Raw genomic sequence first — 23,940 nt, 5'->3', positions numbered from 1 at the left:
CTTTATACGGAACATAAACGAAGGAGGAATATCATGCAAAAGCTTTTTGCTCTAACGTTAACGGTTTGTTTGTTTGGAGCATTGCTGGCAGGCTGGACGACTTCTTATGCTGATGCTCGTTCGGATTCGAATCAGCAAGGCGGCACTTATTATGAAAAAGCCGCTTACCGGGCCGAGAAGCTTAACGTAATCAGACTTAACGACATGTCTGAAACAGAAAGTGTGATGATCGCTTCCCTCCAAGGCTTAATCGCCAATAAGACATCGGAGCAAATTTACATTTTGCCGGAATCAGGAAATTATGGGCTGTGGCTCACGGATCTAAAGGACAAATACGGCGTCAAATTAAAATATTACAACGATCCTTGGATGCTTTTGAAAAAATATAAAAAGTATTTTAACGGCTACCTGCTCTGGCAACAAGGCAACAGCTCCATTAACGCTGCTTCATCTCTAGCTCATCTCAAGGATGCTGTATTGCTTGAGCAAAGCGATGTCACGAAAGCGGAAGACTACAAGCAGGTGATGGATTTAACAGGCAAGGATGAGAATTGGGTAAAAGAAAACTATTGGAACCAATTGAAGCATAACTTGTTGATCGAGCAGAAAGAAGAAATGGGACCAAAGCTCAGGGACTATGCGGCTATGACAGGTGCGTTTATGTTTTATGATGGAAACAGCGCATTTCGTAATGCGGTAATGGCTGAAGCGGATGACGACTCTGTCGTGCTCGGATGGGGCGATGCATCGAGGGGGGAAGACCAATTCATCATGCCGAGCTCGGAAGCGGGGCTTTTTACACTGCCGGCCGATCACGCATTCAACTTATCGGTGCTTAGCGGTTTTGAGCTGGATAGCCTTAAGCAAAAAGCAAGCGAGCCGCCTGCGGCAGAGTACAATGTGCATTACGTGTCGTTTGTTATGTCTGACGGCGACAATATACAATGGATGCTCAATGATCTGGGCGAGAAGGGAAAACCTTGGTTCGGTAACGAAAATCGCGGCAGCTTTGACATGGGATGGGCGGTATCGCCAAGCATGATCGATCTGGCTCCTTCCGTCGTTAACCGGTTTTATGAGGATGCAACCGGGAAGGATGCATTTGTAGTCGGTCCTTCTGGCGGCGGATATATGTATCCGAGCAAATATCCGGCTGCGGAGCTCGACCAGCATTTGGAACGCTTGAATAATTACATGGGCAGAATGGATTTGGGGCTGGTGGAAGTCATCGACTTCAATGCGTTCAATAATGCCGGGCTTTGGGATAAATATACGGCGCAGCCTAACGTTGACGGTGTTATTTATTTGGAATACAGCAATCATAAGGCGTTGAATGGCGCTATTAAATGGGCAAACGGAAAGCCGGTCATAACGCCGAGAGAGATGCTTTGGCAGGGGAATGCCGGCAGCGATAATGCGTCTGTCGTCAATCACATCAATGCCGCTCCGCGAAATCCAAAGAGCGCGGCGGGATATTCTCTTGTCCTGGTTCATGCCTGGTCCAAATCTATGGATGACGTAAAAGCGGTCATCGATCAGCTGGATGACGATGTCAGGGTTGTAACGCCGGTCGAAATGGTAGGGCTGATCAAGGAACAGGTCCCGCAGCAAAATAACGATATACCTAACAAGGTATATCAAGCGGAAACGGATTTCGGACATAACACGGGGAAACAGGATGGAGACGGCTGGTCAGCGAATGAGGCAGAGCATGCTGCGGGCCATATGCTGTTCGGGCCCGGGGCCGCGGATATCAAGGCTGGCCGTCACCATGTGAAATTCAAGACGATGATCAATAATCACGTAGCCGACAACAACCGGGTATTGAACCTGGATATTTACGATGCCACCGACAACAGGGTAGTGGCGGAAAAAGCGGTATCACGCTCACAGTTCCAAGCATCTAACGTCTATCAAAATCTGGTGCTTGAAGCGGATTTTGTCCAAGGCCACGCCTATGAATTTCGGGTTTGGTATGATGGCAACGCTAATGTGAAAATCGATAGCGTAACTGTCGTTATGGACAGCAATCTCGCACAGCGCATCTATGAGGCGGAGAATGATTTTGGACACAACACCGGAAAGCTGGATGGAGACGGCTGGACGGCCAATAAGGAGCTGCATGGTCCAGGGCATATGCTGTACGGTCCTTATGTGGCCGACATCCCGACGGGTGTACACGATATTACCTTCAAGGCGATGATCAGCGGCGGTTCGGATACTGATATTGACGAGCGGGTCGCATTGCTCGACGTCTACAGCCCAAGTCTCGACCAAGTTATCATTTCCAAAGATCTGATGAGAAGCGATTTTGCGGCGCCCGGTGTTTATCAGGATTATACTCTTATCGATGTACCCGTCTCGCTCGGCAGTACCTATGAATTTAGGGTGTATTATGACGATACCGCAAACATCAAGGTGGATCACGTGCGGTTGGATATGCCGGACCAGGTTGTTTCTGAAACGAACGCCATTTACTTTAAATTCGGAGGTGGTGACGTGGAGTCGCTGGCTCTTGGAACTGACGCAGAAGAAAAACAGCTTCAGGCGTGGGGAAAAGCGGTTCAGGCCGGAAAGCCTGACGTCAATCTGACGGCGGAAGCCGACTGGTCAGTCGTTAGTGGCAGCGATGTCGTCAGTATCAGCGATGATGGGCTGTTAAAGGTGCTTGGCAGCGGCGCAGCCATTGTCAAATCTGCTTATAACGGACTGGAAGCGGAGCTCCCGATTTTTGTAGCAAATACCTATGCGTACCGTTTATTTGAAGCCGAGAGCGAATTTGGCCACAATACCGGAGCGTCAGCCGGTGACAGCTGGTCCGCCAACATGACTGAGCATAGCGCAGGCCACATGCTGCACGGACCGGGCGTTTCGGATCTTCCGTCAGGCAGCCATAAGGTCATGTTCCGGATGAAAATCGACATTAATACCGGCAATGCCAATCGGGTATTGAACTTAGATATTTTTGATGGTACAGGCAACAGAGTGGTCGGCGAGAAAGCGATCCTGCGTACTGACTTCACATCGGCCGGCGTCTATCAGGATTTTGTCATCGATGCCGATTTTGTCGACGGGCATGCTTATCAGTTCCGTGTCTGGTATGACGATAACGCCACCATTCATATAGACAATGTGTCCGTTAGAGTCCCGGTAGCGGACTAAACGATTTTTGAGTAATAAAAAACTGACATTCAAACTGACATCCATCAGTTGGATGTCAGTTTTTCCATTTAATAGAGCTACTATTCTATAAAACGGTCAGATGTCTAGTTACGAATAATAGAATCCAAACATATATTATAAGGAACATCCCGAAGGAGGTAACATGCATATGCCTAAAAGCTCAAACAACCATACTGATGGTAAGCATTCTGAAAGTAAGCATGCCGAAGGTAAGCATAAGGAAGGAAAGCATACCGGTGGTAAGGCTGAAGAAAAGCATAAGGAAGGAAAGCATGCCAGTGGTAAGGCTGATGGTAAGCATAAGGATGATAAGCATAAGGATGATAAGCATAAGGATGATGGTAAGCATGCCGGTGGTAAGGCTGACGGAAAGCATAAGGAAGATAAGCATAAGGAAGATAAGCATAAGGAAGATAAGCATAAGGAAGATAAGCATAAGGAAGATAAGCATAAGGATGGCAAAAAAACCGGTGTTAAGGGTGCAGCAGGCGTTCCAACTAGAGGCAGCAATAACAATTTAGCTGATAAATTTAAACCAAACCCGGAAGACGATATCGAGTAAACTAAGATTTATGTTAAAAATCAGCCTGTCCCACTGTGGAAGGGCTGTTTTTTTCTTTTTTTACAAATTGGCCGTTACATTTCTTCACAATCAATTAATATAGTATATTACTAGATTTTGAGTGGGGTGATGTAATGAAAACTTTAAATATAGACAAGCTTAAGAAATACGAATTATGCAATACGAAGTTGACCAAACAGCTCAATATGGAATTGTTGCGAGCCGTAAAGAAAATTAACCGTTCACAACCAGAAATTTACATGAATATACTAAAAATGATAGAAGCGAAAGGGTTTAAATTTGCAGGCGCTGAACGGACATGAAAATTGTTGTTACTGGAGCTGCAGGGTTCATTGGTTCTCACCTTTGCGAATTTTTACTGAAGAGCGGTAAACATGAAGTCATCGGAATCGATGCTTTCGTTCGCGACGAGTTGAAAATCATTGGCACCAAAAACATTGAAACTTTCCATTTACATCCCAAATTCATGTTGGTTACGTCAGATTTGCTGCAAATCGATTGGGTGAAGACGCTTGAAGACGTTGATATCGTCTACCATTTAGCCGGCATACCCGGAGTACGGTCTAGTTGGGGGAACCATTTCCGTCATTATGCGGAAACGAATATACTCGCCACTCAGCAGCTGCTTGAAGCATGCCGCAATTCCAAGGTTCAAAAATTTGTGTATGCATCCACATCTTCCGTCTATGGAGAAACATCCGGGAGAGTGCCGGAAGACAGAATCACGGCCCCGCTCTCGCCTTACGGCGTAAGTAAATTGACCGGAGAACATTTGTGCCGCGTGTACTGGAAGAACGACGGTGTTCCCATTGTCATACTGCGTTACTTTACGGTATATGGGCCTCGTCAGCGATCGGATATGGCGTTTCATCGCTTTATTAAACAAATGATTGCGAGTGAACCGATTACATTAATTGGAGACGGTACGCAGTCGAGGGATTTTACGTATATCAGCGACTGTATCGAAGCGACGGCAGCAGTTGCAAGCCTGCCTTCTCTGATAGGAGAAACCATTAACATCGGGGGCAAGGAACGGTCTTCGATCATGAATGTTATTCATACGTTGGAGAATTTGATGGGAAAACAGGCGCATATTGTGAACATCGGAGCAATGCGCGGTGAGCCTATGCATACATGGGCTGATATTTCGAAGGCTGCCCGTCTTTTGAAATACGAACCAAAGGTAAGTCTGACGGAAGGATTAGCCGAAGAGCTTGCCTATTTCATTCATTATTATAAATGACGGGAGGCTGTCTCTGCATGAGACTGGCGTTCATTTGTACAGAGAAACTTCCTTCCCCTGCCATAAAGGGAGGGGCTATTCAAATGACGATAGATGGAGTTTCTCCTTTTCTCGCCCGTAAGCATCAATTAACGATATATTCGGTGACAGATGAGTCATTGCCCGATCAAGAGACGCGTAGCGGCATCAAATACATTCGTTTCCCGAGTCAACAGTACGTGGAAGAAGTATGTCAATCGCTTAAAAAAAACACGTACGATGTCGTTCATGTTTTTAACCGTCCAGTAAATGTCTTAAAGTATAAAGCTGCATCTCCATCCAGCCGTTTTGTGTTAAGCCTTCATAATGAGATGTTTGCCGACAACAAAATTACCGATGAGGAAGCAAAGCTGTGCGTACAATACGTAAACAAAATAACTACCGTCAGTAATTTCATTAAAAGAACCGTAACGGACCGCATCCCCGAAGCCGAGAACAAAGTCGTGCCGGTATATTCCGGTTTTGATCCCGATCGTTATTACCCGGTTTGGACGGCGCGAGGAAAGAGTATTCGCGAGCAGTTACGGACCCGCTATGGCGTTCAAAAGAAGAAGGTTGTACTGTTTGTCGGACGGCTCAGCGTCAAAAAGGGGCCTCATTTGCTCATTAAGGCCATGGAGCGTGTGCTGAAGCGGCATTCGGATGCCGTTCTTGTCATCGTGGGGGGAAAATGGTTCAGTGACAACACCGTTGACGATTATGGGGAATGGTTGTTGAAATTAGCCAAACCCTATAAGAGCAGGGTCATATTCACAAAGTTCGTTCCGGCTAATGAAATCCAAAATTACTTTTCGATGGGCGATGTATTTGTGTGCAGCTCACAATGGCAAGAGCCTTTAGCACGCGTTCACTATGAAGCCATGGCAGCAGGCGTTCCGGTCATTACAACCGATCGCGGCGGCAACGCCGAGGTTATCAGGCATAAGGAGAACGGTTATATTGTCCGCGATTATACAAGTCCGACTTCGTTTGCCAAAGCGATAAATTATATGCTTACCAAAAAAGAAAAGGCTATGGCAATGGCGCTAAAAGGAAGGCAGCTGGTAGAAAGCAACTATACATTCGAGCATGTAGCCAAGCGATTGAACAATATTTATTTGAATGCCTATTCCAGTAAACCGACATCGTTCTCCGCTTTGACCACATCCAAAAAGAAAGTCGCGCGTAAGCTGCGTTCACGTAACAGCATCGCCCTCACTCGTAAAAAAAATCAATAATGAGGCAGGTAACGTTCATGCAGGAGAATGTAAATTCGGTTAACTCCATTATGTCCCAATACCCTCTTCGAGTGAGGAAAGTTCAACTAATTTCCGACAAGGGTAAAAAAGCAACCTGGACCATAGTTACTGGCTCAGGAACAAAAATATTGAAAAAATCGCCCGCAACCCAAAAGAGGCTGCTCTTTTTAATTCAAGCCATTAAGCATTTGCAAAAAAACGGTGCACCTATTCCCGCTATGGTGAAAACAAGTGCAGGCAAAGAATATTCTCAAGACAGCAGCGGCAATTGTTACATTCTGTCCGACGCTGTACGAGGCACCAAGCCTACTTACAAAACATCAGACCTCCTTAGCATCATGAAAGAGCTTGGCAAGTTCCATTTAGCATCAAGAGGATTTCAATCGAACTTTACGACGAACGAAAGAGAACATTTAGGGGGTTGGGCGCAAAACTATGCACGGTATATAGAACGGTTGGAAAATTATAAAAAAATGGCCAAAAGCAGCAGCAATGAATTCGAGAAATTGTATCTTCTTTATGCCGATAACTTCATAAGCCAAGGGAAAGAAGCCTTAAAGTGGATTCAAAGCAACTATTATACAAATTGGGTGAACAAAGTCACTGCGCAAAAAAATCTTTGTCATCAGGATTTTGCAGCGGCCAATCTGATAAAAACGAATAAAGGCATAGCCATTATTGACATGGATTCGTTAACCTTTGACTTGCCGGCAAGAGATATACGTAAAATATTCAATAAAGTAATGAAGAAACATGGATGGAGCTCTTCGAAAGCCGTTTTAATGCTCCGCGCTTACCGCGAGGTCCATCCTCTTAGCGATGATGAATGCCAAATTATTTATGCTGATCTCTTGTTTCCTCATTTGTTTTACGGGTTATCGAGCAAATTCTTCGAAAAACGTACGCAATGGAATAGCCCAAGTACACTAAAAAAGCTTAAAGCCATGATTGATTCCGAGAATGACCGGCAGCGAATGCTGTCGTCATGGAAGAGCATTGTTAAACAATCGTGAGAAAAAAATCAATCACTACGCTTCATTATAAGTTTTAACCTTTCGAGTCCTTGAATGCGAGGGCTCTTTTTTAGTTCAACTGCATCAAATACGAATGAAATGGAACAATAATACAAAAAAGGAATTGGTATAGTGAAGATTTTAACCACATGGCAGTTGTATGGCCTCGTGCTTCTGTTTTTATTGGGAACCAGCGTTGTCTTTGGTATTGCAAGCACTGCTAAACAGGACGCATGGATTACCGCTTGCATCAGCACTTTTTTTGGCGCCGCCCTCCTATGGCTATATTCGAAACTTTATGAAACGAATGTTGACAAGAATTGGTCCGGATTACTAACGGGCTCATTTGGACGATATGTTGGATCGATCCTATGCGTGATTTATGTTTTTATTTTTATTTATTCAGCCGGACGGGATTTGCGTGACATCGGAGAACTGACGAGTACGTTTTTGCTTCCGAAGACTCCGATCGGGATAACAATGGTTCTCTTCCAGCTCCTGGTTTCCTACATTTGTTATGCAGGGGTGGAACGAATGGGGCGTTTGGCGGAATTGAATGTTCCTGTTATTTTCATCATTTTTCTGCTGGAAGTCATTTTATTGGTCGCTTCGGGTACCATTCACTTGTCGTTGCTGACTCCGGTCGCCGCAGAATGGAAACCGATCATTACAGCCGCAATTCCGGGAAACTTGACCGTACCGTATTCGGAAGCCTTCGCTTTCGCCGCGTTTTGGTCAAAGACGATGCCGCCCAAAAACTTCCGAAAAGCAGCCATCCTGTCTTGCGCAACGGCTGGGTTAATATTTATCGTTTTGGATATTTTGGCGATCAGTTCAATCGGGCCGGAGCTTTTTGCCCGTTCTTTCTTCCCGCTGATGACAACGTTTCATTTGGTCAACTTTGCGGATTTTATCCAAAATATCGATCCGTTCATCGTAACCGCCTTCTTGATCGGCGTGCTGTTCAAAATTTCGATCTTCACCTACGCGGCATGCGCGATGATCTCGGATCTCTGGAAAGTGAACATCAGATCTGCCGTTATCCCCGTATCGGCAATTGTATTCCTATTCGCTTTTTACATGACAGAGAGCCTCAGCAGCCATCTCTTTACCGGTCATCAATGGGCCATATGGGTCGTCTTTATGCCTTTTTTCGTCATTTTTCCGATGCTGACTTTACTCGTAATCAAGCTTAAAAAAATCGTCGGCATAGGGGGGAGCTAGGATGGAACAGCAAACGATACGTTTATCAAATGAGGCTGACTTGGAACAGTTTGCGGAGGAGTTGAAAACCACTTTAGGCTCCATGCCCGATCTGGTCTTTCGTTCAGTAGGCTCTTCCCTAATCGTGTATATTTCCGGCCTTGCCGACCAACAGCGGATTGAGCGTGAGATTGTCGAACCGTTATCGGCAAACCATGAGACGGAGCCCTTTTCAATCAAAACGCCTTCCGTGCAGCAGACGAATAATTATCAACAAACGGTGCAAGCGATTTTATCCGGCATGGCTGCAGTCGCTATATGCGGAAGAGATCAGGTGATATTAGCGAATCTCGCAGCTTTCCCGACTCGCGGTGTGCCCGAGCCTCACATCGAGACAGCCGTTCTTGGTCCCCAGGAAGCATTCTCGGAAAATCTTGACACCAATATTGCACTGATTCGTCGCATCACGAAAAGCGAAAAGCTCCGGATGAAGGTTTGGCATTTTGGATCGGTCGCACATACCGAAGTCCGGTTGTTATACTTCGATCAGGTAGCTCCGGGCGAACTGGTGGAGGAATTGTCCAAACGATTGGACGGTGTCCATTTGGAAGATATTTTAGGCAGCAATTATATTGCGGAGTCCATTAGAGACCGGCCGCTGAGCTGGTTTCCGACCGTACAAAAAACGGAGCGGCCGGATGTTGTCGCTAATGCGCTGATGAAAGGGAGAGTCGCTGTAGTCGTCAACAATACGCCGATTGCATTGCTTTTTCCATTTACGTTCTGGAACGCTTTTGAAACGGTAGAAGATATTTATCTATCTTACAGCAGCGCCACGTTTTTACGCTGGATTCGGGCATATTTTATTCTATCGGCCCTGCTGCTGCCATCCCTCTATGTTGCAATTACAACTTTTCATAATGAAATGCTGCCTACGAATCTGCTTCTATCCATTGCGGCATCCCGAGAAGCCTCTCCTTTCCCCGCACTTGTCGAAGCATTAATCATGGAAAGCATCTTTGAAGCCATACGCGAAGCCATTGTACGAATGCCGCGTGTATTGGTTCAAGCTGTCAGCGTCGTCGGCGCATTGGTCATCGGACAAGCGATCGTTCAGGCCGGCATCGTTTCCATTCCCATGATCATTGTCGTCTCCATTACAGGCATCGCCTCCCTGATGATTCCCCATTATGAGACGACGTTTGCCATTCGAATACTTCGTATCATACTGCTCTTAATGGCGGGAGGATTGGGATTTTTCGGAATAGCGTTAGGTTTGTTTTTTACCCAGATTTACTTGACCGGACTCCGCTCCGCAGGGCTGCCTTATCTGACACCGATCGCTCCGTTTTCATGGAAAAGCTTAAAAAATTTAATCATTCGACAGCCCTTTGAACGACCATAAAAAGAGGAGGAAGGATCCGGCTTGAAAAGAAAACTTTCCTCTTTAGTTCCCGTCCTGCTGCTAGCGCTATGGATTTGTACGGGATGCTGGGATCGAAGAGAAATCGTAGACGTGGCCATTGTGATGATAACCGGAGTAGACGAAGGACAAAAACCGGGGATTTATCGGGTACATGCACATATCGCAGAGCCGATCCGGATTGGTGGGCCGGGGGAGTCTGGATCAGGACAAAAAAGGAAGGAACCCGTCACCCACGTTGTTACGGAAGGACGTAATATCGACGAAACGCGTTCTAAAGCGGAGCGCATGCTGTCCCGGGACATCGTAACCTCTCACCGCAGAGTTTATCTTATAGGTGAGCCGTTGGCCCGCAAGGGAATTAAAGATATTCTCGATCAGATCAGCCGTAATCCGATGAACCGGTTAAGCACCTTGTTGGTCGTAGCCGAAAACACAAAAGCAGAAAAGCTAATGGATATGCAAGTTCCGCTGGAAACTTTCGATGTGGAACTCTTTCGGGAGATAAGCCTCAGAAAAACACGTATTCCGACTTCATTAAAAGATTATTTTATCGCTTCAACTACGCCCGGGCAGCAACCAATAGCGGCAAGCTTTGCCAAAACGAAAGAAAACAAAATCATAATGAGCGGTATCGCAATATTTCGCGACAACAAGCTGGAAGGTTTTGTGAAGGGGAAAGAGGCCGTTGCCTTGACAGGCATGCTGGGCGGAAAAACGGGCGGAAGCATGACGATCCGCATCCCTAAGGTGAAAGGGGACCTCTCCTTACGTCTTGACCGTTTAAAGCTGCAGCGCAAGGTGGCCCTCTCAAAAGGTGAACCGAAATTCTCCTTTCAAGTAAAGGCTTATGGGCGCATTCTTGACAATCGTACCAATCTTGATCTATCGAACCCCGAAATAATCCGGAAGCTAAACAAAGCTTTCTCAGAAGAAATGGAAAAAACATTCCAATCATTGTTTCGCCGTTTGCAAAAAGAATTTCGTGCGGACAGTTCAGGAATGGGAGCAATGATCTATAAGAAGTACCCCGATTATTGGAAACGTATTGAAAAGGATTGGCCGGAGATGTATCCGAATCAAACGATCAATTGGAAAGTAAGCGCCAAGATAACCGGTGTCGGTTCTATTGGAGCGCCACTATTTATCCCGGAAGACGAGGTCAAAAAGTGATGTGGTTACCTCTTGCTTTGTTCACTCTAGGGGCAGTTGTTGTTGCGGTGCACCAATTTCAGTATTGGCGAAAATACGGGCAAGGTGCGGAAAAGTGGGTGTTTCTGGGCTGTATGATTACAGCATGGGCGATCGGTATCCTTTTCATTGCAGGAATGAAGTTTCCTACGCCCATTCGCCCTCTTTTTCCCGCGTGGAAATGACCTTGCATATCAATCATTACGCTCCATTAACCGCCTTAATTTAGATTCCGTAGACGTTTCGGGCGCAGGCGTATAGACGCTGCATCGCAGATCGGTATTGCCTTGGACCTGTAAGGATGTCAGGTGGAACAGCATTTTACCCCCTTTGGCATGCCGGAATTCAATCAAAACATCCGGAGCAGAGCTGACTTGACTTTGCTCCCACAGGTATGCAAATTCGGGATGGCTTCCCTTCATTTCATTAATAAAACGATCATACCATTCGTCCTGTACATATTGCCCGTAATAAGCCCGGAAAATAGCAAGAAACCCGCCAACAAAATGCTCCCAATTTCCCGCTAACCGCCGAAATTCTTTCCGGGTAAATAGTAATTGAATCATATTTCGCTGCTCGGCCGGTATTTGTTCAAAGTCCAAGAAGACATGTGAGGCCGCGTGATTCCATCCAACGATCTGACAGCGACGATCAGAAATGATGGTAGGGCAAAAGCGAAGCTCTTGCAATATTCTTTTTAAAGAGGGAGTGATCTCAGACAGCTCTTCCTTTAGCAGAATGGCTCCATGACCTGTCTCCAGCGCCAAGTCGTATAAATATTTGCGTTCGTCATCATTCAACTGCAACGCAGCCGCTACGCAATCCAATACCGACGCTGAAACTTTAATATCCCTGCCTTGCTCGAGCCAGGTGTACCAGGTAGGACTGACTCCGGCAAGCTGAGCGACTTCCTCCCTTCTTAAGCCGGGAGTTCTTCTGCGTGTTCCGGAAGGAAAACCAACGGTCTCAGGGAGTATTTTGGCACGCTTAGATTTTAAAAAGGTAGACAGCGCTTGCAGTCTCGTTTCACGATTAATCATAGGATCCGCCTTTGCAGTAACGTTAGGGTGTTACATATTATACTATAATAAACGACAACTTGTAATAGGATAATAACTATGACAAACTACATTCCATAAAGGTAACTCCAGAGGAGGGTATACAATGGAACGGGTAGTTGTAACAGGGATGGGAATAGTTTCACCCCTAGGAAATGATGTGGAGCAATTTTGGAGCCGCTTGATTAGAGGGGAATCGGGCATTTCAACGATTGATACATTTGATACCAGCAGGCACAAGTCGAGAATAGCAGGTATTGTTCGAGATTTTGATGCGGAAGCACGCTTTGGCCGCAAAGAGGCGCGCCGGATGGACCGGTTTTGCCAATTCGCATTAGCTGCTGCTGAACAAGCTCTGGAGGATTCCGGCCTCTCACTTGATAAGGTTGATCGTGAGAGGATGGGAGTATACGTTGGTTCAGGTATCGGGGGGATTCAAACACTGTTGAATCAAGCAGAGCTATTGCACGCACGTGGCCCTGAACGTGTAAGCCCGACGTTAGTGCCTATGATGATAGCGAATATGGCTGCGGCGATGATCAGCATAAAGTTCGGGACTCAGGGGCCGTCTTTAGCTCCGGTCACCGCGTGCTCCATCGGTAATACAGCGATCGGTGAAGCATGGCGGCTTATTCGTTCAGGAGGCGCAGATGTCGTTATTGCCGGGGGAACAGAAGCGGCCATAACGGATATATCTCTTGCCAGCTTTGGAAACGCTACCTCGGTATCGAGCCGGAATGATGATCCTTCTCGAGCCAGCCGGCCGTTCGATGCGGGACGAGACGGATTTGTGATGTCCGAAGGTTCGGGAATTCTCATATTGGAATCACTATCACACGCCTTGAATAGAAACGCTCGAATTCATGCGGAGGTCATTGGTTATGGGGCTAGTTCGGACGCCTATCATGTAGTAGCTACTCACCCGGAGGGGATTGGTGCTTATCAAGCCATGAAACAAGCCCTTCTTGAAGCGAGCATTCAACCGGAAGAGGTAGATATGATTAGCGCGCATGCCACAAGTACGGAAATTGGTGACAAATCGGAAACCGTTGCGATCAAAAAACTATTCGGCGAACATGCTTACCGTATTCCCATTACGGCGAATAAATCGATGATTGGCCATATGCTCGGCGCGGCAGGAGGGGTGGAAGCCATCGCTTTGGTGAAAAGCATGCAGGAAGGAATCATTCCGCCTACCATTAATCAGGAGCAGCAGGATCCTGTTTGTGATCTGGACTATGTACCGAATGAGGCCCGCCAAGCTGATTTGAAAATAGGAATATCGAATTCCTTTGGTTTCGGTGGACACAATGCGGTAATCGTTTTAAAAAAATATATAGGCTGAAATCGAAAAAGGCATCTAATGAATGATATAATAAATAAAATTTATGAAAGTATGGTGGCTTAACTTTTATGGGAACAGCAGCATTGAAAGGCAAACGGATTGTAATTGCAGGCTCGCAAAAAACGGATGAAATGGGAGTTATTATAGAGAAGCAGGGCGGTACGCCGGTTATTCGCTCTCTTCAAGGATTAACGGTATTTGATGAGACAATAATATCCGATCAGCTGAAGCAGCTTGCTAATGAGGGAGCCGATTGGGTCATTTTGACCACTGGGATTGGAGCGGAAAGTTTAGTAAAAGCAGCCGGAAAGCTGGGCATTGATGAGGCCATTTTAAATGTCCTTACTCAAGCGAAAATAGCTACAAGAGGTTATAAGACTTCAGCTTTCCTTAAGAGAACGGGACTTAATGCGGTTGTGAGTGATGAAGATGGGACGGTACACAGTCTTATGCAAAATCTGGAAGCTTGCGATTTTAAAGGTCAGCGCGTTTGGATTCAGCTGCACGGTGAGCCTTCTCCGGAGTTAGAGTCGTTCTTGGTCGATAAAGGCGCAGCATATGTACAATCGGTGCTGCCGTATAGACATACTCCGCCGGAAACAAGCACGCTGGAAACGATTTTATCCGAATTAGAGGAAGGATCGGTTGATACGGTTTGCTTTACGACAGGGGTACAGGTGCGATATTTGTTCAGGTATGCGATTGAAACGGGGCGTGAAAAGTCACTATTAGCCGCATTTAATGGGAAGGTTCTAGCAGCAGCTGTCGGCAAAGTGACTGCCGAAGCTTTGAAAGAGTACGGCGTGACGCGCATTATTGTTCCGGAAACGGAACGAATGGGAGCGATGATCATCGAGATCTCCCGTTATTATGAAAGTTTAGGAGAATGACCGACTATCCGGTGCTGGATAGGTAGGGCTATGTACCGAATCCAATATAGCCCGCGAAAAAGGAGCTATCCCTCAAGGTCTATGGCCTTTTGGGATAGCCCTTTATTTATTAGGGTCAGTTTATGTAAAGGCTATGATTGTTTAGATTGGGGCATATCCCGGTTTCTATTCTTTTGCTACGATTAAGTTGTACTAGAAGACGAGTGGAAAAGGGGTAATGAAATGAAAGGCAGAAGATGGATAGCGGTCATGCTAGTTTGTGTTCTTGTAACGATTGTAGGTTGTTCTACAGGTGGAAATAACAACGTAGTTCCTCCTGATTCAACTAATTCGCCTTCCGGCGAGGAGAAATCCGCACAAAATGCCGACGGGAAATTTGAGCCGCCGGTTACGATCACGACTGCACGCGTAGTAGGATCGGATTACACCTTTATTAATGGAGAAGACATTCATAATAACGTTCATAATAAATGGGCGGCAGAGAAGCTGGGCATCAACATCAAGGATCTTTGGGACACACCCGACAATGCTGCTTACCACACTAAGATCAGATTATCGCTTACAACACAAGACCAGCTGCCCGATGTATTCATCGTACAAGATGTGAACCTTATTTCAGACCTTATCCAATCCGGTAAAGTGAAGGATATTCAGCAGGACTTTGATCAATATGCTTCCGAGCGGATGAAACAAATTTACGAGGACAACAGCGGAGCGTTCAATCAAGTGAAAATGGACGGGAAGCTGATGGGATTGCCGATCTTCTCCGGAGGAGACGGAACGAATCCGGTGCTTTGGATCAGGCAGGATTGGTTGGATAAGTTAAAGCTGGAAGCGCCAACGACGATTGAAGAATTCGAGAAGGTCATGGAGGCTTTCACTAAACAGGATCCGGACGGCAACGGCAAGGACGATACGTTTGGCTTCAGCTTCTCCGCCCGCAACGGTCTGTCCAACTGGATGTCCGATGCCAGCTTTGTCTTCGGTGCTTATACAGGAAAGTTTATTCCGGGGGCTTGGCAGAAAGCAGAGGACGGCAGCTTGAAATACGGCTCGGTTCAACCGGAAATCAAGGATGGTCTCGGCAAGCTGAGAGAATGGTACGCGAAAGGCTACCTCGATCCGGAACTAGCTGCTCTTGACGAGGTGAAAGCGACGGAAAGCTTAATACAAGGCAAATCAGGTATGATTGCCGCACCTTTCTGGGCGAATGGTTGGCCGCTCGGGGATGTGAAAGGAACGAATCCCGATGCCCTGCTTAGAGCCTATCCGCTTCCTGAGGGACCGGACGGCAAGTCTGCCCGCTATACCGGCTCTGTTAATGAGGGGAAAGTCATGATGTTCAACAAAGATTTTGAGCATATGGATGCTTTCTTCTACTATATGGACAAAATTTATGATAGTTCGTTTGGCACAGGCGATTTCAAATACGGCTTCTTCGAGGGCTATGATTATGCCATGGTAGACGGCGAACCGGTCTACGATTCGAAGAAGTTCCCGACTCCATTGGAGGCGGCGGCGTCCTCCGGCAAATACAATTTGTTCTGGAACAATCCTAGCATTCCGTTTAAGGGATCGCAGGATTATGATTTTGTCTATCAAGGCAATACACCGGAGACGACTGCTCAGAAATCGATTGCGACTTCGGATAAGGAACAAATTCGGGCAGGCGCGTTAAACTTCCAGATGAAAAATCTTAATTCCCCGAACGAGTTCATGGGAGCTCCGACTGAAACGATGCGGAGCAAGGGCGATAACTTGAAAACGATGGAGCTTGAAACCTTCGCCAAAATCATTTACGGCAATGAACCGCTGGACAAATTCGACGCATTCGTGGCTGATTGGAAAAGCAAAGGCGGAGACAGTATGGAAAAAGAAGTAAACGATTGGTACGCAAGCATCAGCAAATAACGCAAGTCAGGGAGCCCCTAAGGGCTCCCTATTTTTTTTTGGCTCCGCAATAAGCGAGTTAATTAATGAGGGGGTAAGTGGATCTGCTAGTATTTTATTTTCAACCGGTCCGGCCATAAGTGGTGAAATAAACAAGAATATAGAAAACATAAGCGTGAATATAATAAGAAAACTGCCGACTCTTAATGAATCGGCAGTTCCTATTTTGATATTCATAAAGCTGCCGTTTCCTCAGTTGTTCCGGAAAGTTTGAGGCGTACAATTATAGTGCTCTTTGAACAAACGAATAAAATATTGCGTTTTTTGGTAGCCGACCTCTTTGGCGATATCCGCGACCTTCTTGTTCGTAGATTTTAACATGCGGGCCGCCTTCTCCATTCTCACGCGTAAAATATAGGAGGAGAGACTTTCTCCGGTTTCCTTCTTATACAGGCGCGATAAATAGACCGGATGGAGATACACATGCTCGCCGACTCTGGTCAAGGAGACATCCTCCTGCATATGTTCCTCGATAAAATCGTGTATTTGCCGGATAATATGGCTACGGCCGGAAGCGGGCTCTGATACCGCTCTTTGAAACTGCTCCATTAAAGGCAATGCCCATTCCTTTATTTGGGCGGTAGAGTGAAAATATATAGGGTAATCAAGGAATGAAACGTCCCCGATCATTTCTGAAAACGAGTCTCCTTGTTTATGGGCCATGTAGGAGAAGCTGCTGAACAAGTAATAGACGACCTCCATCAAGTTTTGCTGCGTCCGGCAGACGGGGGAGTCAAGCTCCTCGATAATTTGATCCAGCCTGTCCTCAACCTCGTCCCATCGCCCCGTTTCCATCAGCTGCAGCATCGTCGGCGATTGATGGAGCCGTGTTAACGGCCTCAACTCAGCAGCGTCGGAGGCCTCGTCCATCGTGAGCAAAAGACCGGTGCGAGTACCAATTGACCGCCAGAAGGTGTTCAATGCCAGCAAATATTGCCGGTGAATGTCCTCCCGGAATACGAATGGACGCGTCAACAAAATAGACACCGTTCTTTTCATATACGTCTGGACGGCTTGCTGAAGCGTTTCTATTTTCCGGGTGATTCCATTCCCATCGAATGCCGCGGCAGGAAGGACAATGGCCACAAAACGATGTGAATCCTTACATGACCACAAGGATGGAACTGCCTTGATTTGCTGAAAGAAAATCTCTTCCGCCATATTAAGGAGGGCATAGCTAAGCAGCTCGAAGTCCTCATGCCGTGCGGCTTCGTTTCCGGTTTCAATTCGGATCAATGCCAGAAAACATTCCTGATCGGGAGCGAACGGCAGGTGGAGCGTGTCCAGCTGCCGTTCCAGCTCCTCTGGAGAGTAACGGTTGCCGAGCAGCATATCTAACAGCAGATGCTCCCTCATTCGCGTGAGACCAAGCTGAAGCACATCTTTAGCCGCCAATAAATGTTTACGCTGCCGATTCTCATCTTCGATTAGGGCAAGAACTTTAAACAAAGAAGCAGTAACTTCGTCTCCGGTGACAGGCTTCAATAAATAATCGGCGGCGCCATGCTGCAAGGCTTTCTTGGCATATTCGAATTCCGAGAAGCCGGACAATAAAATGACCTTTGTCTCCGGGTGTTGGTGCCGCATCTCCCTCAGCAGCTCCAGGCCGCTCTTCTCGGGCATTTGAATATCCGTCACCATAACCGAGATCGGCACACGTCCTGAAATGTCGAGCGCTTCCTCCGCTGAGCTAACGCCATATACCTCTTCGATCCCATATTCCTCCCACTGTATCGCTTCCTTTAAGTAGTCGAGTACGTAATCTTCATCATCTACCAATAAGACGTTCATGTGACTGACTCCTCCTGTGTCCTATACGATAATTGAAGGGTTACCCGAAAGCCCTTCCACTCATTGGTTGAAAAGGATAATCCGGATTCGGGTCCAAAACGATGGATCAGCCTATGGTGGATATTCGATAAGCCGCAGCCTGTCTCGTCCGCTGATTGACGATTGTGAACCTGGTTCATAAGCGCTTGAAGGGCTTCGCTGCTTAAGCCTGTGCCATCATCATCTACGGTTATCCGGAATTGGTTATTTACTTTTACGCCGATGATTCGAATGCGTCCAGATTCACGTTTTTGCTCTATGCCATGTACGACTGCATTCTCTACAAGCGGCTGCAGCAATAAGGTAGGTACTGACATTTCGAGCATAGGCGCCGGAATATCGATTTCGTACCGAAGACGCTTGTTGCGCATCGATTGCACTTCAAGATAGCTTTCTATCAAGCGGATTTCGTCAGCCAGCGTCGTGTCGGTACCCGCTTTCCGGGTGATGTGGCGGTAAAATTGGGACAGGTTTTTAGCCATGGAAATGACGGCTTCGGGCGATTTATTCGCCATGCTCACAATATAGAAAAGGCAGTTGTACAAGAAATGCGGATTGATTTGCGATTGAAGATGTTTATATTCCGCCTCCTGCGTACGTACGCGTTCTTCGTATACGTTTTCGATCAGAGCTTGTATACGCGAGGCCATATCATTAAAGCGTTCAAATAAATAGTCGAATTCGTTGTTCGTTTTGACAGTCGCTCTGCTTGTATAATCTCCTGCACCCAAATTTTCAATTTTTCTGACTAAGTAGCCGAACGGAATCCGGAAATGCCGGTAAAACAAATAGGAAATCGCAACACCGGATATAAACAACAAAATTAAGCTGCCGTTGACGAGCAAATTTACATGGTTCAATGGATTAAGAAACTCGTTAATTTTAATATAACTGACAAGGATGCCGCCTAGCGAAGGGCTGTGAATCGTTTGAATCAAATACTCCACGCCGTCCATCTCTAACACGGTAAGCTGCGGCTGAGAGGAGGAAGTATAATTGAATACGTTCTTTTTCTCCAAGAGCGAGATCATATTTCCGTTCACTTCATCATTAGCGATCAGCTCTCCCCCGGGAAAATAAAAGAAGGAGTTGCCGTTACCGGAGGAATCAAGCCCCTCGAGAACCGACCGCAAATAGTCGCTCGTGAAGGTTGTCTCCACGATGGATACGACATTCGACAAATCGGGTTTTGTAATCGAAGGGTTCGTGAAATAGAGATGAAAGGATAGCTGTCCTTCCTCTTTGCGGACCAGCCACCGGTTTTTAGGTGTATGGGAGAGCAGTACACGGTTAAAATCCGCTTGATCGGACGTTGATATGACTTCCTCGCTCGCTGGCCAATAAACCGTCAACTCATGAATAAGCGAATCTACCTGACTTTGCAGTATAAGCTTCTCTTCCACATTTTTACGCATGAGCAAATGGTTGACGTATTCGGGAAACTCCCATGAACTGGCATATGCCTTGATGCTGGAGTCGTTCACAAGCAATAACGTTTGTATTTCGAGCTGCCTTAACGACTGCTCCAGCCGCTGCATCGTAAATTCAAGCTGCTTCGACGCTGAATTTTCCAAGGTTTCCTTGACAACGTTTTCGCTCGTCTGGTTGGCATACGCAAACAGCAGCGTGGCCGGAACGAGCAATACGGCCAGCATGATGAGAAGCTTGTGGAATATTTTATATTTTATCATGATCGTCACCGCCCGGGCTGAGATTAATGAAACAGGTTATGAGTGGGGATATAGATGTTAAGACCTTATCATAGGTTGGGACGAAGCCCGTTGATATAATAGTAGCAGAAGCGTTTGCAAGTGTAATCATGGTAATTATAGAGAGGAGATTGGCGTATGAGGAGCGGGCTGAGTGAGCCTTCCGCACATACTCCCGCGGTCAGAGCGGAGTCGAAATGGAAGAGGGGGTTTAAGAAGACTTGGCCTCTGCACGTATTGATACTACCGGCGTTAATCATTGCGTTGGTGTTTCATTATCTCCCGATATTCGGACTTGTTATGGCTTTTCAGGACTACAAGCCATGGCTCGGATTTTTTAAATCGGATTGGGTAGGGTTTAAGCATTTTCAGTCTTTATTCATGTTTGATGAATCTGTTCAGGTCATTTGGAACACGCTGATCATTTCGGTGTTAAAGATCGTTTGCGGATTGTTTGTTCCGATCGTATTCGCTTTACTGCTTAATGAAATCCGCAAAAGCGGTATTAAACGAGGCATCCAAACACTGGTCTACCTTCCCCATTTCTTATCCTGGGTTATCCTTGGCGGCATTCTGATTGACCTGTTGTCGGTTAAGGGCGGACTGGTCAATCGGATGCTGACCGATTGGTTCGGCTCGCAGCCTATATTCTTTCTTGGCGACGGAGACTGGTTCCGGTTCGTTGTCGTCGTCAGTGATATATGGAAGGAATTCGGATTCGGTATGATCATCTATCTGGCTGCGATTACAGCCGTGAATCCCGCATTGTACGAGGCTGCCGAGGTCGATGGGGCGACCCGTCTGCAGCAGACAATCAACGTCACGCTTCCGACCATGCTGCCGATTATTGTCGTAGTGGCGACGCTGCAGCTGGGCAATGTGCTTAACGCGGGCTTCGACCAAATTTTTAACCTGTACAACCCTTTGGTATACGACAAGGGGGATGTCATTGATACCTATGTGTACCGCTCAGCCATGCTTAAAGGGGATTTCAGCTTTGCAACGGCGGTGGGATTGTTTAAATCAATCATTAGCTTTGTACTAATCATCATCTCGTACCGAATGGCTTATAAATTCGCGAATTACAGGATTTTCTAAGAGAGAGGGGGAGAAGCCATGTACTATAAATCGAACGGCTATAAGGTATTTAACGTTTTTAATCATTTGTTTCTCATTACGATGTCGCTGATTTGCATTTTGCCGCTTCTTCATGTGTTTGCTGTGTCTTTGAGCGGGAAGTCGGCAGCGACGGCCAACATCGTCAATTTATGGCCGGTGGACTTCACACTTGAATCCTATCAGAAGACGGTCGATAATCCTGCTTTTATAAAGGCTCTGCTATATTCGGTATATCGTACCGTTCTGGGAACCGGAATCGGAATGGCGGTCATCATTTTCGCAGGATATGCCTTGTCCAAGAAATATAAGGAATTTAAAAGCCGGAACGGCTATATGTGGTTTTTCGTGTTTACGATGCTCTTTTCAGGAGGGCTGGTTCCCGGCTATATTCTTATTACTAACCTTGGTCTGATCAACACGATATGGGCGCTTGTACTGCCGCCGGCATTAAGCGTTTATAATATGATTCTGATGATGAACTTTTTCCGCACGATTCCCGGCGAGCTCGAAGAAGCGGCGCTGATCGACGGTGCCGGGCTGTTCCGGATTTTGTTTTATATCCATCTGCCGATATCGATGCCTGCCCTTGCGACGATTACGCTGTTTACGCTTGTAGGGCATTGGAATTCCTGGTTCGACGGGCTCATTTATATGATGGATACGTCGAAGTATCCGCTGGCCACTTTCCTGCAGACTGTCGTCGTTCAGCAGGATTTCAGCAAGATGAGCATCAATCCGGAGGATTTGGAAAACCTGTCACAGCGTACCGTCAAAGCGGCTCAGATCTTTATCGGCGCACTGCCTATTTTGCTCGTTTATCCGTTTTTGCAAAAATATTTCGTTAAGGGCATCGTGCTCGGCGCTGTAAAAGAATAGAAAGGGCGGGTGAAGCATGACCTATGTTTTCTCGGCAGCCTCGTTTCATACGGATTCAGCTTCGCAGCTGAACATCAAGGAAAAAAACCGGTTTCAGGTAGTAACCGGCAAAGATGGCGGTAGCATTCGCTTGGATGAGTCCCAATGCCGAACGGTAGACTGGCCTGAATACGATTATCTAACCGCAGAGGCATACCATGAATCTCATAATGTGCTGGTGCTGCTGTTTACCTTTTACGAAGAAGGAAACCGGTCGATTACCGTCCATTACGGCCTGCTGCCTTATGTGAAAACAAAGATTTGCCTGCCTTTGCAGGCTTTGAATGGGGAAAGACTGTTTCTTGACCGGTACCCGGGCATTATGCAATCCGTGCTGCGGGGCGATTCTTCCGTTGACCGGAGGCGCATAAGCGGTTTTGCCATTTCGACGATTGAATCTGTTGCAGTGAGAAGCTTTGAATTGTCCGGGCTAACGCTAAGCCGCTCGCTGCCGGATTTCGAATATGAAGCTGCTCCCTACATTGATGAGCTTGGTCAATTAACGGGTAAGGATTGGGCTGGAAAGACTCAGTCCCTGGAAGAGCTTATCCATATGCTCAATAAGGAGCGGGATACAGCGCGTGAAAATAATCAAACGCATGCGAGTATGGGGCATTACGGAGGATGGAAGAAGCTTTGTTTTGAACCTTCCGGCTATTTTCGCACAGAATTCGACGGTAAAAACTGGTGGTTCGTTGATCCTGAGGGTTATGCGCTGTTCAGTACGGGAATGGATTGCGTCAACCCGCATGATCACATGCGGGTAAATGGAATGGAGCATCTGATCCCTCCGCTTCCGGCTGTGGACGGACCGTTTCGCGACGCATGGAGCTCCCATAGCTACAGCTTTGCTGTGAGCAACTTGATTTGCGCCTTTGGAGAGGAATGGCGGGAGGCTTGGGCCGACCTTACGGAGCACCGGTTAAAGGAATGGGGAATCAATACGGTCGGGAATTGGTCGGGAGCAGATTTTATCGGCCGCTCCGAGCTCCCGTATGTGTATCCGATGTTCGATTTCCCAACAACGAAGGCTACGATCTTTCGCGATTTTCCCGATGTGTTTAGCCCGGAATATGAGCAGAATGCAATGGCATTTGCGGAGCAGCTGCTTTCCTTTAAGGAGGATCGCAGATTAGTAGGCTATTTTATGCGGAACGAACCCCACTGGGCATTTGTTGACGGATTGGATTTGACGGAGGAAATGCTACGGCATCCATTCGTGTTTGACTGTAAAAAGCGGTTTGTCGCTTGGGTAGAGGAAAAATATGAGGTTATTGGCCATTTGAATGCGGCCTGGGAAACCTCTTACCTGCATTTTGAACAGCTTTTGGATTGTCGGAAGGTTGAAATTACTGAAAGCAGTGCAAGCAAAGAAGATTTTGCAGCATTCAACCGGATGATGATACGCCGTTATGTGGAGGTTCCTGCCCGTTATTGCAAGGAAGCGGATCCCCATCACTTGAATCTGGGGATGCGGTATGCATGGGTTGCCAATGACGATCTGCTCGAGGGCTGTGAGCTATTCGACGTATTTTCGATTAATTGTTATCAATTTCAGCCGGATCGGCAGCTAATCGAACGGATCAGTAAGCGTCTGAATATACCAGTCATGATTGGCGAGTTTCATTTTGGAGCCGCTGACGTTGGAATGCTGGCTTACGGTATTCGCGCGGTTGCAACACAGGAGGACAGAGGGCTGGCCTATCGTTACTTTGTAGAGCAGGCGGCATCTATTCCGGAGCTAATCGGCGTCCATTATTTTCAATTAAACGATCAGCCCGTATTGGGACGGTTCGACGGAGAGAATTATCAGATCGGTGCGGTTGACGTTTGCCAGCAGCCCTACCGCCCGTTCACCGAAGCAATGAGGCAGGCTTACGACCGGATGTATGAGATTCGGATAGGAGAAATCGAGCCTTACGGGGAATGTCCGAAGGAAATTCCGAAGACGGGATTTTAAATAAAGCAGTTAGATTTGGTTCGATCCAAGAAGACGATTCTGAACCCG

General features: G+C 46.8%; 19 protein-coding genes. 16 read left to right on the top strand and 3 right to left on the bottom strand.

Annotation, left to right across the window (positions count from 1 at the left end; translation table 11 throughout):
* Nucleotides 1-33: 33 nt before the first annotated feature.
* The 10 genes from DFP97_RS07380 to DFP97_RS07335 all read left to right on the top strand — a co-directional run bounded on the left by DFP97_RS07380 (nt 34) and on the right by DFP97_RS07335 (nt 11,301).
* Nucleotides 34-3,162 carry a GxGYxYP domain-containing protein gene (locus DFP97_RS07380; RefSeq protein WP_181873393.1) on the top strand — a complete coding sequence of 1,043 codons (3,129 nt, stop codon included), beginning with the start codon at nt 34-36 and terminating at the stop codon, nt 3,160-3,162.
* Nucleotides 3,163-3,331: 169 nt separating this feature from the next.
* On the top strand, nt 3,332-3,745 hold the full coding sequence (locus DFP97_RS07375; RefSeq protein ID WP_114379356.1) for a hypothetical protein: 414 nt from the start codon (nt 3,332-3,334) through the stop codon (nt 3,743-3,745).
* A 134-nt stretch (nt 3,746-3,879) separates the two neighbouring features.
* Nucleotides 3,880-4,068, top strand: coding sequence for a hypothetical protein (locus tag DFP97_RS07370; protein WP_114379355.1), 189 nt, complete (start codon nt 3,880-3,882; stop codon nt 4,066-4,068).
* Nucleotides 4,065-5,009, top strand: coding sequence for an NAD-dependent epimerase/dehydratase family protein (locus DFP97_RS07365; RefSeq protein ID WP_114379354.1), 945 nt, complete (start codon nt 4,065-4,067; stop codon nt 5,007-5,009). Before DFP97_RS07370 ends, DFP97_RS07365 begins: the two co-directional genes overlap by 4 nt.
* Before the next feature lie 83 nt (nt 5,010-5,092).
* Nucleotides 5,093-6,265, top strand: coding sequence for a glycosyltransferase family 4 protein (locus DFP97_RS07360; protein WP_245975976.1), 1,173 nt, complete (start codon nt 5,093-5,095; stop codon nt 6,263-6,265).
* Nucleotides 6,265-7,299, top strand: coding sequence for a CotS family spore coat protein (locus tag DFP97_RS07355; protein ID WP_114379352.1), 1,035 nt, complete (start codon nt 6,265-6,267; stop codon nt 7,297-7,299). Before DFP97_RS07360 ends, DFP97_RS07355 begins: the two co-directional genes overlap by 1 nt.
* Before the next feature lie 132 nt (nt 7,300-7,431).
* Entirely contained in the window at nt 7,432-8,523 is a 1,092-nt protein-coding gene (locus DFP97_RS07350) for a GerAB/ArcD/ProY family transporter (RefSeq protein WP_181873391.1), read from the top strand.
* Between the two features lies 1 nt (nt 8,524).
* A complete protein-coding gene (locus DFP97_RS07345) occupies nt 8,525-9,907 on the top strand; it encodes a spore germination protein (RefSeq protein WP_114379350.1) in 1,383 nt (460 codons plus the stop codon).
* Nucleotides 9,908-9,928: 21 nt separating this feature from the next.
* Nucleotides 9,929-11,098 (top strand): Ger(x)C family spore germination protein, encoded by a 1,170-nt coding sequence (locus DFP97_RS07340; protein WP_114379349.1) that lies wholly within the window; start codon nt 9,929-9,931, stop codon nt 11,096-11,098.
* Nucleotides 11,095-11,301 carry a hypothetical protein gene (locus DFP97_RS07335; RefSeq protein WP_147275027.1) on the top strand — a complete coding sequence of 69 codons (207 nt, stop codon included), beginning with the start codon at nt 11,095-11,097 and terminating at the stop codon, nt 11,299-11,301. The genes DFP97_RS07340 and DFP97_RS07335 overlap by 4 nt, the downstream gene beginning before the upstream one ends.
* A 9-nt stretch (nt 11,302-11,310) precedes the next feature.
* Here DFP97_RS07335 and DFP97_RS07330 read toward each other — a convergent pair whose 3' ends face one another.
* Nucleotides 11,311-12,153, bottom strand: a complete 843-nt coding sequence (locus DFP97_RS07330) for a helix-turn-helix transcriptional regulator (RefSeq protein WP_114379569.1) — start codon at nt 12,151-12,153, stop codon at nt 11,311-11,313.
* A 127-nt stretch (nt 12,154-12,280) separates the two neighbouring features.
* On the opposite strand from DFP97_RS07330, the gene fabF reads away from it, so the two are divergent.
* The 3 genes from fabF to DFP97_RS07315 all read left to right on the top strand — a co-directional run bounded on the left by fabF (nt 12,281) and on the right by DFP97_RS07315 (nt 16,320).
* A complete protein-coding gene (gene fabF / locus DFP97_RS07325) occupies nt 12,281-13,519 on the top strand; it encodes a beta-ketoacyl-ACP synthase II (protein ID WP_114379347.1) in 1,239 nt (412 codons plus the stop codon).
* Between the two features lie 68 nt (nt 13,520-13,587).
* Complete coding sequence (locus DFP97_RS07320) at nt 13,588-14,409, top strand: uroporphyrinogen-III synthase (protein WP_114379346.1); 822 nt, start codon at nt 13,588-13,590, stop codon at nt 14,407-14,409.
* A 222-nt stretch (nt 14,410-14,631) separates the two neighbouring features.
* Nucleotides 14,632-16,320, top strand: coding sequence for an extracellular solute-binding protein (locus DFP97_RS07315; RefSeq protein ID WP_114379345.1), 1,689 nt, complete (start codon nt 14,632-14,634; stop codon nt 16,318-16,320).
* 231 nt (nt 16,321-16,551) lie between these two features.
* Here DFP97_RS07315 and DFP97_RS07305 read toward each other — a convergent pair whose 3' ends face one another.
* Both DFP97_RS07305 and DFP97_RS07300 read right to left on the bottom strand, forming a co-directional pair.
* Nucleotides 16,552-18,150 carry a response regulator transcription factor gene (locus DFP97_RS07305; RefSeq protein WP_114379343.1) on the bottom strand — a complete coding sequence of 533 codons (1,599 nt, stop codon included), beginning with the start codon at nt 18,148-18,150 and terminating at the stop codon, nt 16,552-16,554.
* Nucleotides 18,147-19,880, bottom strand: a complete 1,734-nt coding sequence (locus tag DFP97_RS07300) for a sensor histidine kinase (RefSeq protein ID WP_114379342.1) — start codon at nt 19,878-19,880, stop codon at nt 18,147-18,149. Before DFP97_RS07300 ends, DFP97_RS07305 begins: the two co-directional genes overlap by 4 nt.
* Before the next feature lie 156 nt (nt 19,881-20,036).
* Here DFP97_RS07300 and DFP97_RS07295 point away from each other — a divergent pair, with 156 nt between their 5' ends.
* The 3 genes from DFP97_RS07295 to DFP97_RS07285 are packed head-to-tail and all read left to right on the top strand — an operon-like array spanning nt 20,037 to nt 23,892.
* Complete coding sequence (locus DFP97_RS07295) at nt 20,037-20,996, top strand: ABC transporter permease (protein WP_114379341.1); 960 nt, start codon at nt 20,037-20,039, stop codon at nt 20,994-20,996.
* An 18-nt stretch (nt 20,997-21,014) separates the two neighbouring features.
* Nucleotides 21,015-21,893, top strand: coding sequence for a carbohydrate ABC transporter permease (locus tag DFP97_RS07290; protein WP_114379340.1), 879 nt, complete (start codon nt 21,015-21,017; stop codon nt 21,891-21,893).
* Between the two features lie 16 nt (nt 21,894-21,909).
* Nucleotides 21,910-23,892 carry a beta-galactosidase gene (locus DFP97_RS07285; protein ID WP_114379339.1) on the top strand — a complete coding sequence of 661 codons (1,983 nt, stop codon included), beginning with the start codon at nt 21,910-21,912 and terminating at the stop codon, nt 23,890-23,892.
* Nucleotides 23,893-23,940: the final 48 nt, after the last annotated feature.

Origin of the sequence: Paenibacillus prosopidis (assembly GCF_003337375.1) — a bacterium.
Lineage (GTDB): Bacteria > Bacillota > Bacilli > Paenibacillales > Paenibacillaceae > Pristimantibacillus > Pristimantibacillus prosopidis.
This window is presented reverse-complemented; position numbering and strand designations above follow the sequence as displayed.

Coding starts and splice junctions, on each gene's coding strand:
- DFP97_RS07305 (WP_114379343.1), bottom strand. CDS start 18,150: ATGAACGTCTTATTGGTAGATGATGAAGATTACGTACTCGACTACTTA.
- DFP97_RS07355 (WP_114379352.1), top strand. CDS start 6,265: ATGAGGCAGGTAACGTTCATGCAGGAGAATGTAAATTCGGTTAACTCC.
- DFP97_RS07295 (WP_114379341.1), top strand. CDS start 20,037: ATGAGGAGCGGGCTGAGTGAGCCTTCCGCACATACTCCCGCGGTCAGA.
- DFP97_RS07360 (WP_245975976.1), top strand. CDS start 5,093: ATGACGATAGATGGAGTTTCTCCTTTTCTCGCCCGTAAGCATCAATTA.
- DFP97_RS07345 (WP_114379350.1), top strand. CDS start 8,525: ATGGAACAGCAAACGATACGTTTATCAAATGAGGCTGACTTGGAACAG.
- DFP97_RS07375 (WP_114379356.1), top strand. CDS start 3,332: ATGCCTAAAAGCTCAAACAACCATACTGATGGTAAGCATTCTGAAAGT.
- DFP97_RS07365 (WP_114379354.1), top strand. CDS start 4,065: ATGAAAATTGTTGTTACTGGAGCTGCAGGGTTCATTGGTTCTCACCTT.
- DFP97_RS07370 (WP_114379355.1), top strand. CDS start 3,880: ATGAAAACTTTAAATATAGACAAGCTTAAGAAATACGAATTATGCAAT.
- DFP97_RS07285 (WP_114379339.1), top strand. CDS start 21,910: ATGACCTATGTTTTCTCGGCAGCCTCGTTTCATACGGATTCAGCTTCG.
- DFP97_RS07300 (WP_114379342.1), bottom strand. CDS start 19,880: ATGATAAAATATAAAATATTCCACAAGCTTCTCATCATGCTGGCCGTA.
- DFP97_RS07380 (WP_181873393.1), top strand. CDS start 34: ATGCAAAAGCTTTTTGCTCTAACGTTAACGGTTTGTTTGTTTGGAGCA.
- DFP97_RS07320 (WP_114379346.1), top strand. CDS start 13,588: ATGGGAACAGCAGCATTGAAAGGCAAACGGATTGTAATTGCAGGCTCG.
- fabF (WP_114379347.1), top strand. CDS start 12,281: ATGGAACGGGTAGTTGTAACAGGGATGGGAATAGTTTCACCCCTAGGA.
- DFP97_RS07315 (WP_114379345.1), top strand. CDS start 14,632: ATGAAAGGCAGAAGATGGATAGCGGTCATGCTAGTTTGTGTTCTTGTA.
- DFP97_RS07290 (WP_114379340.1), top strand. CDS start 21,015: ATGTACTATAAATCGAACGGCTATAAGGTATTTAACGTTTTTAATCAT.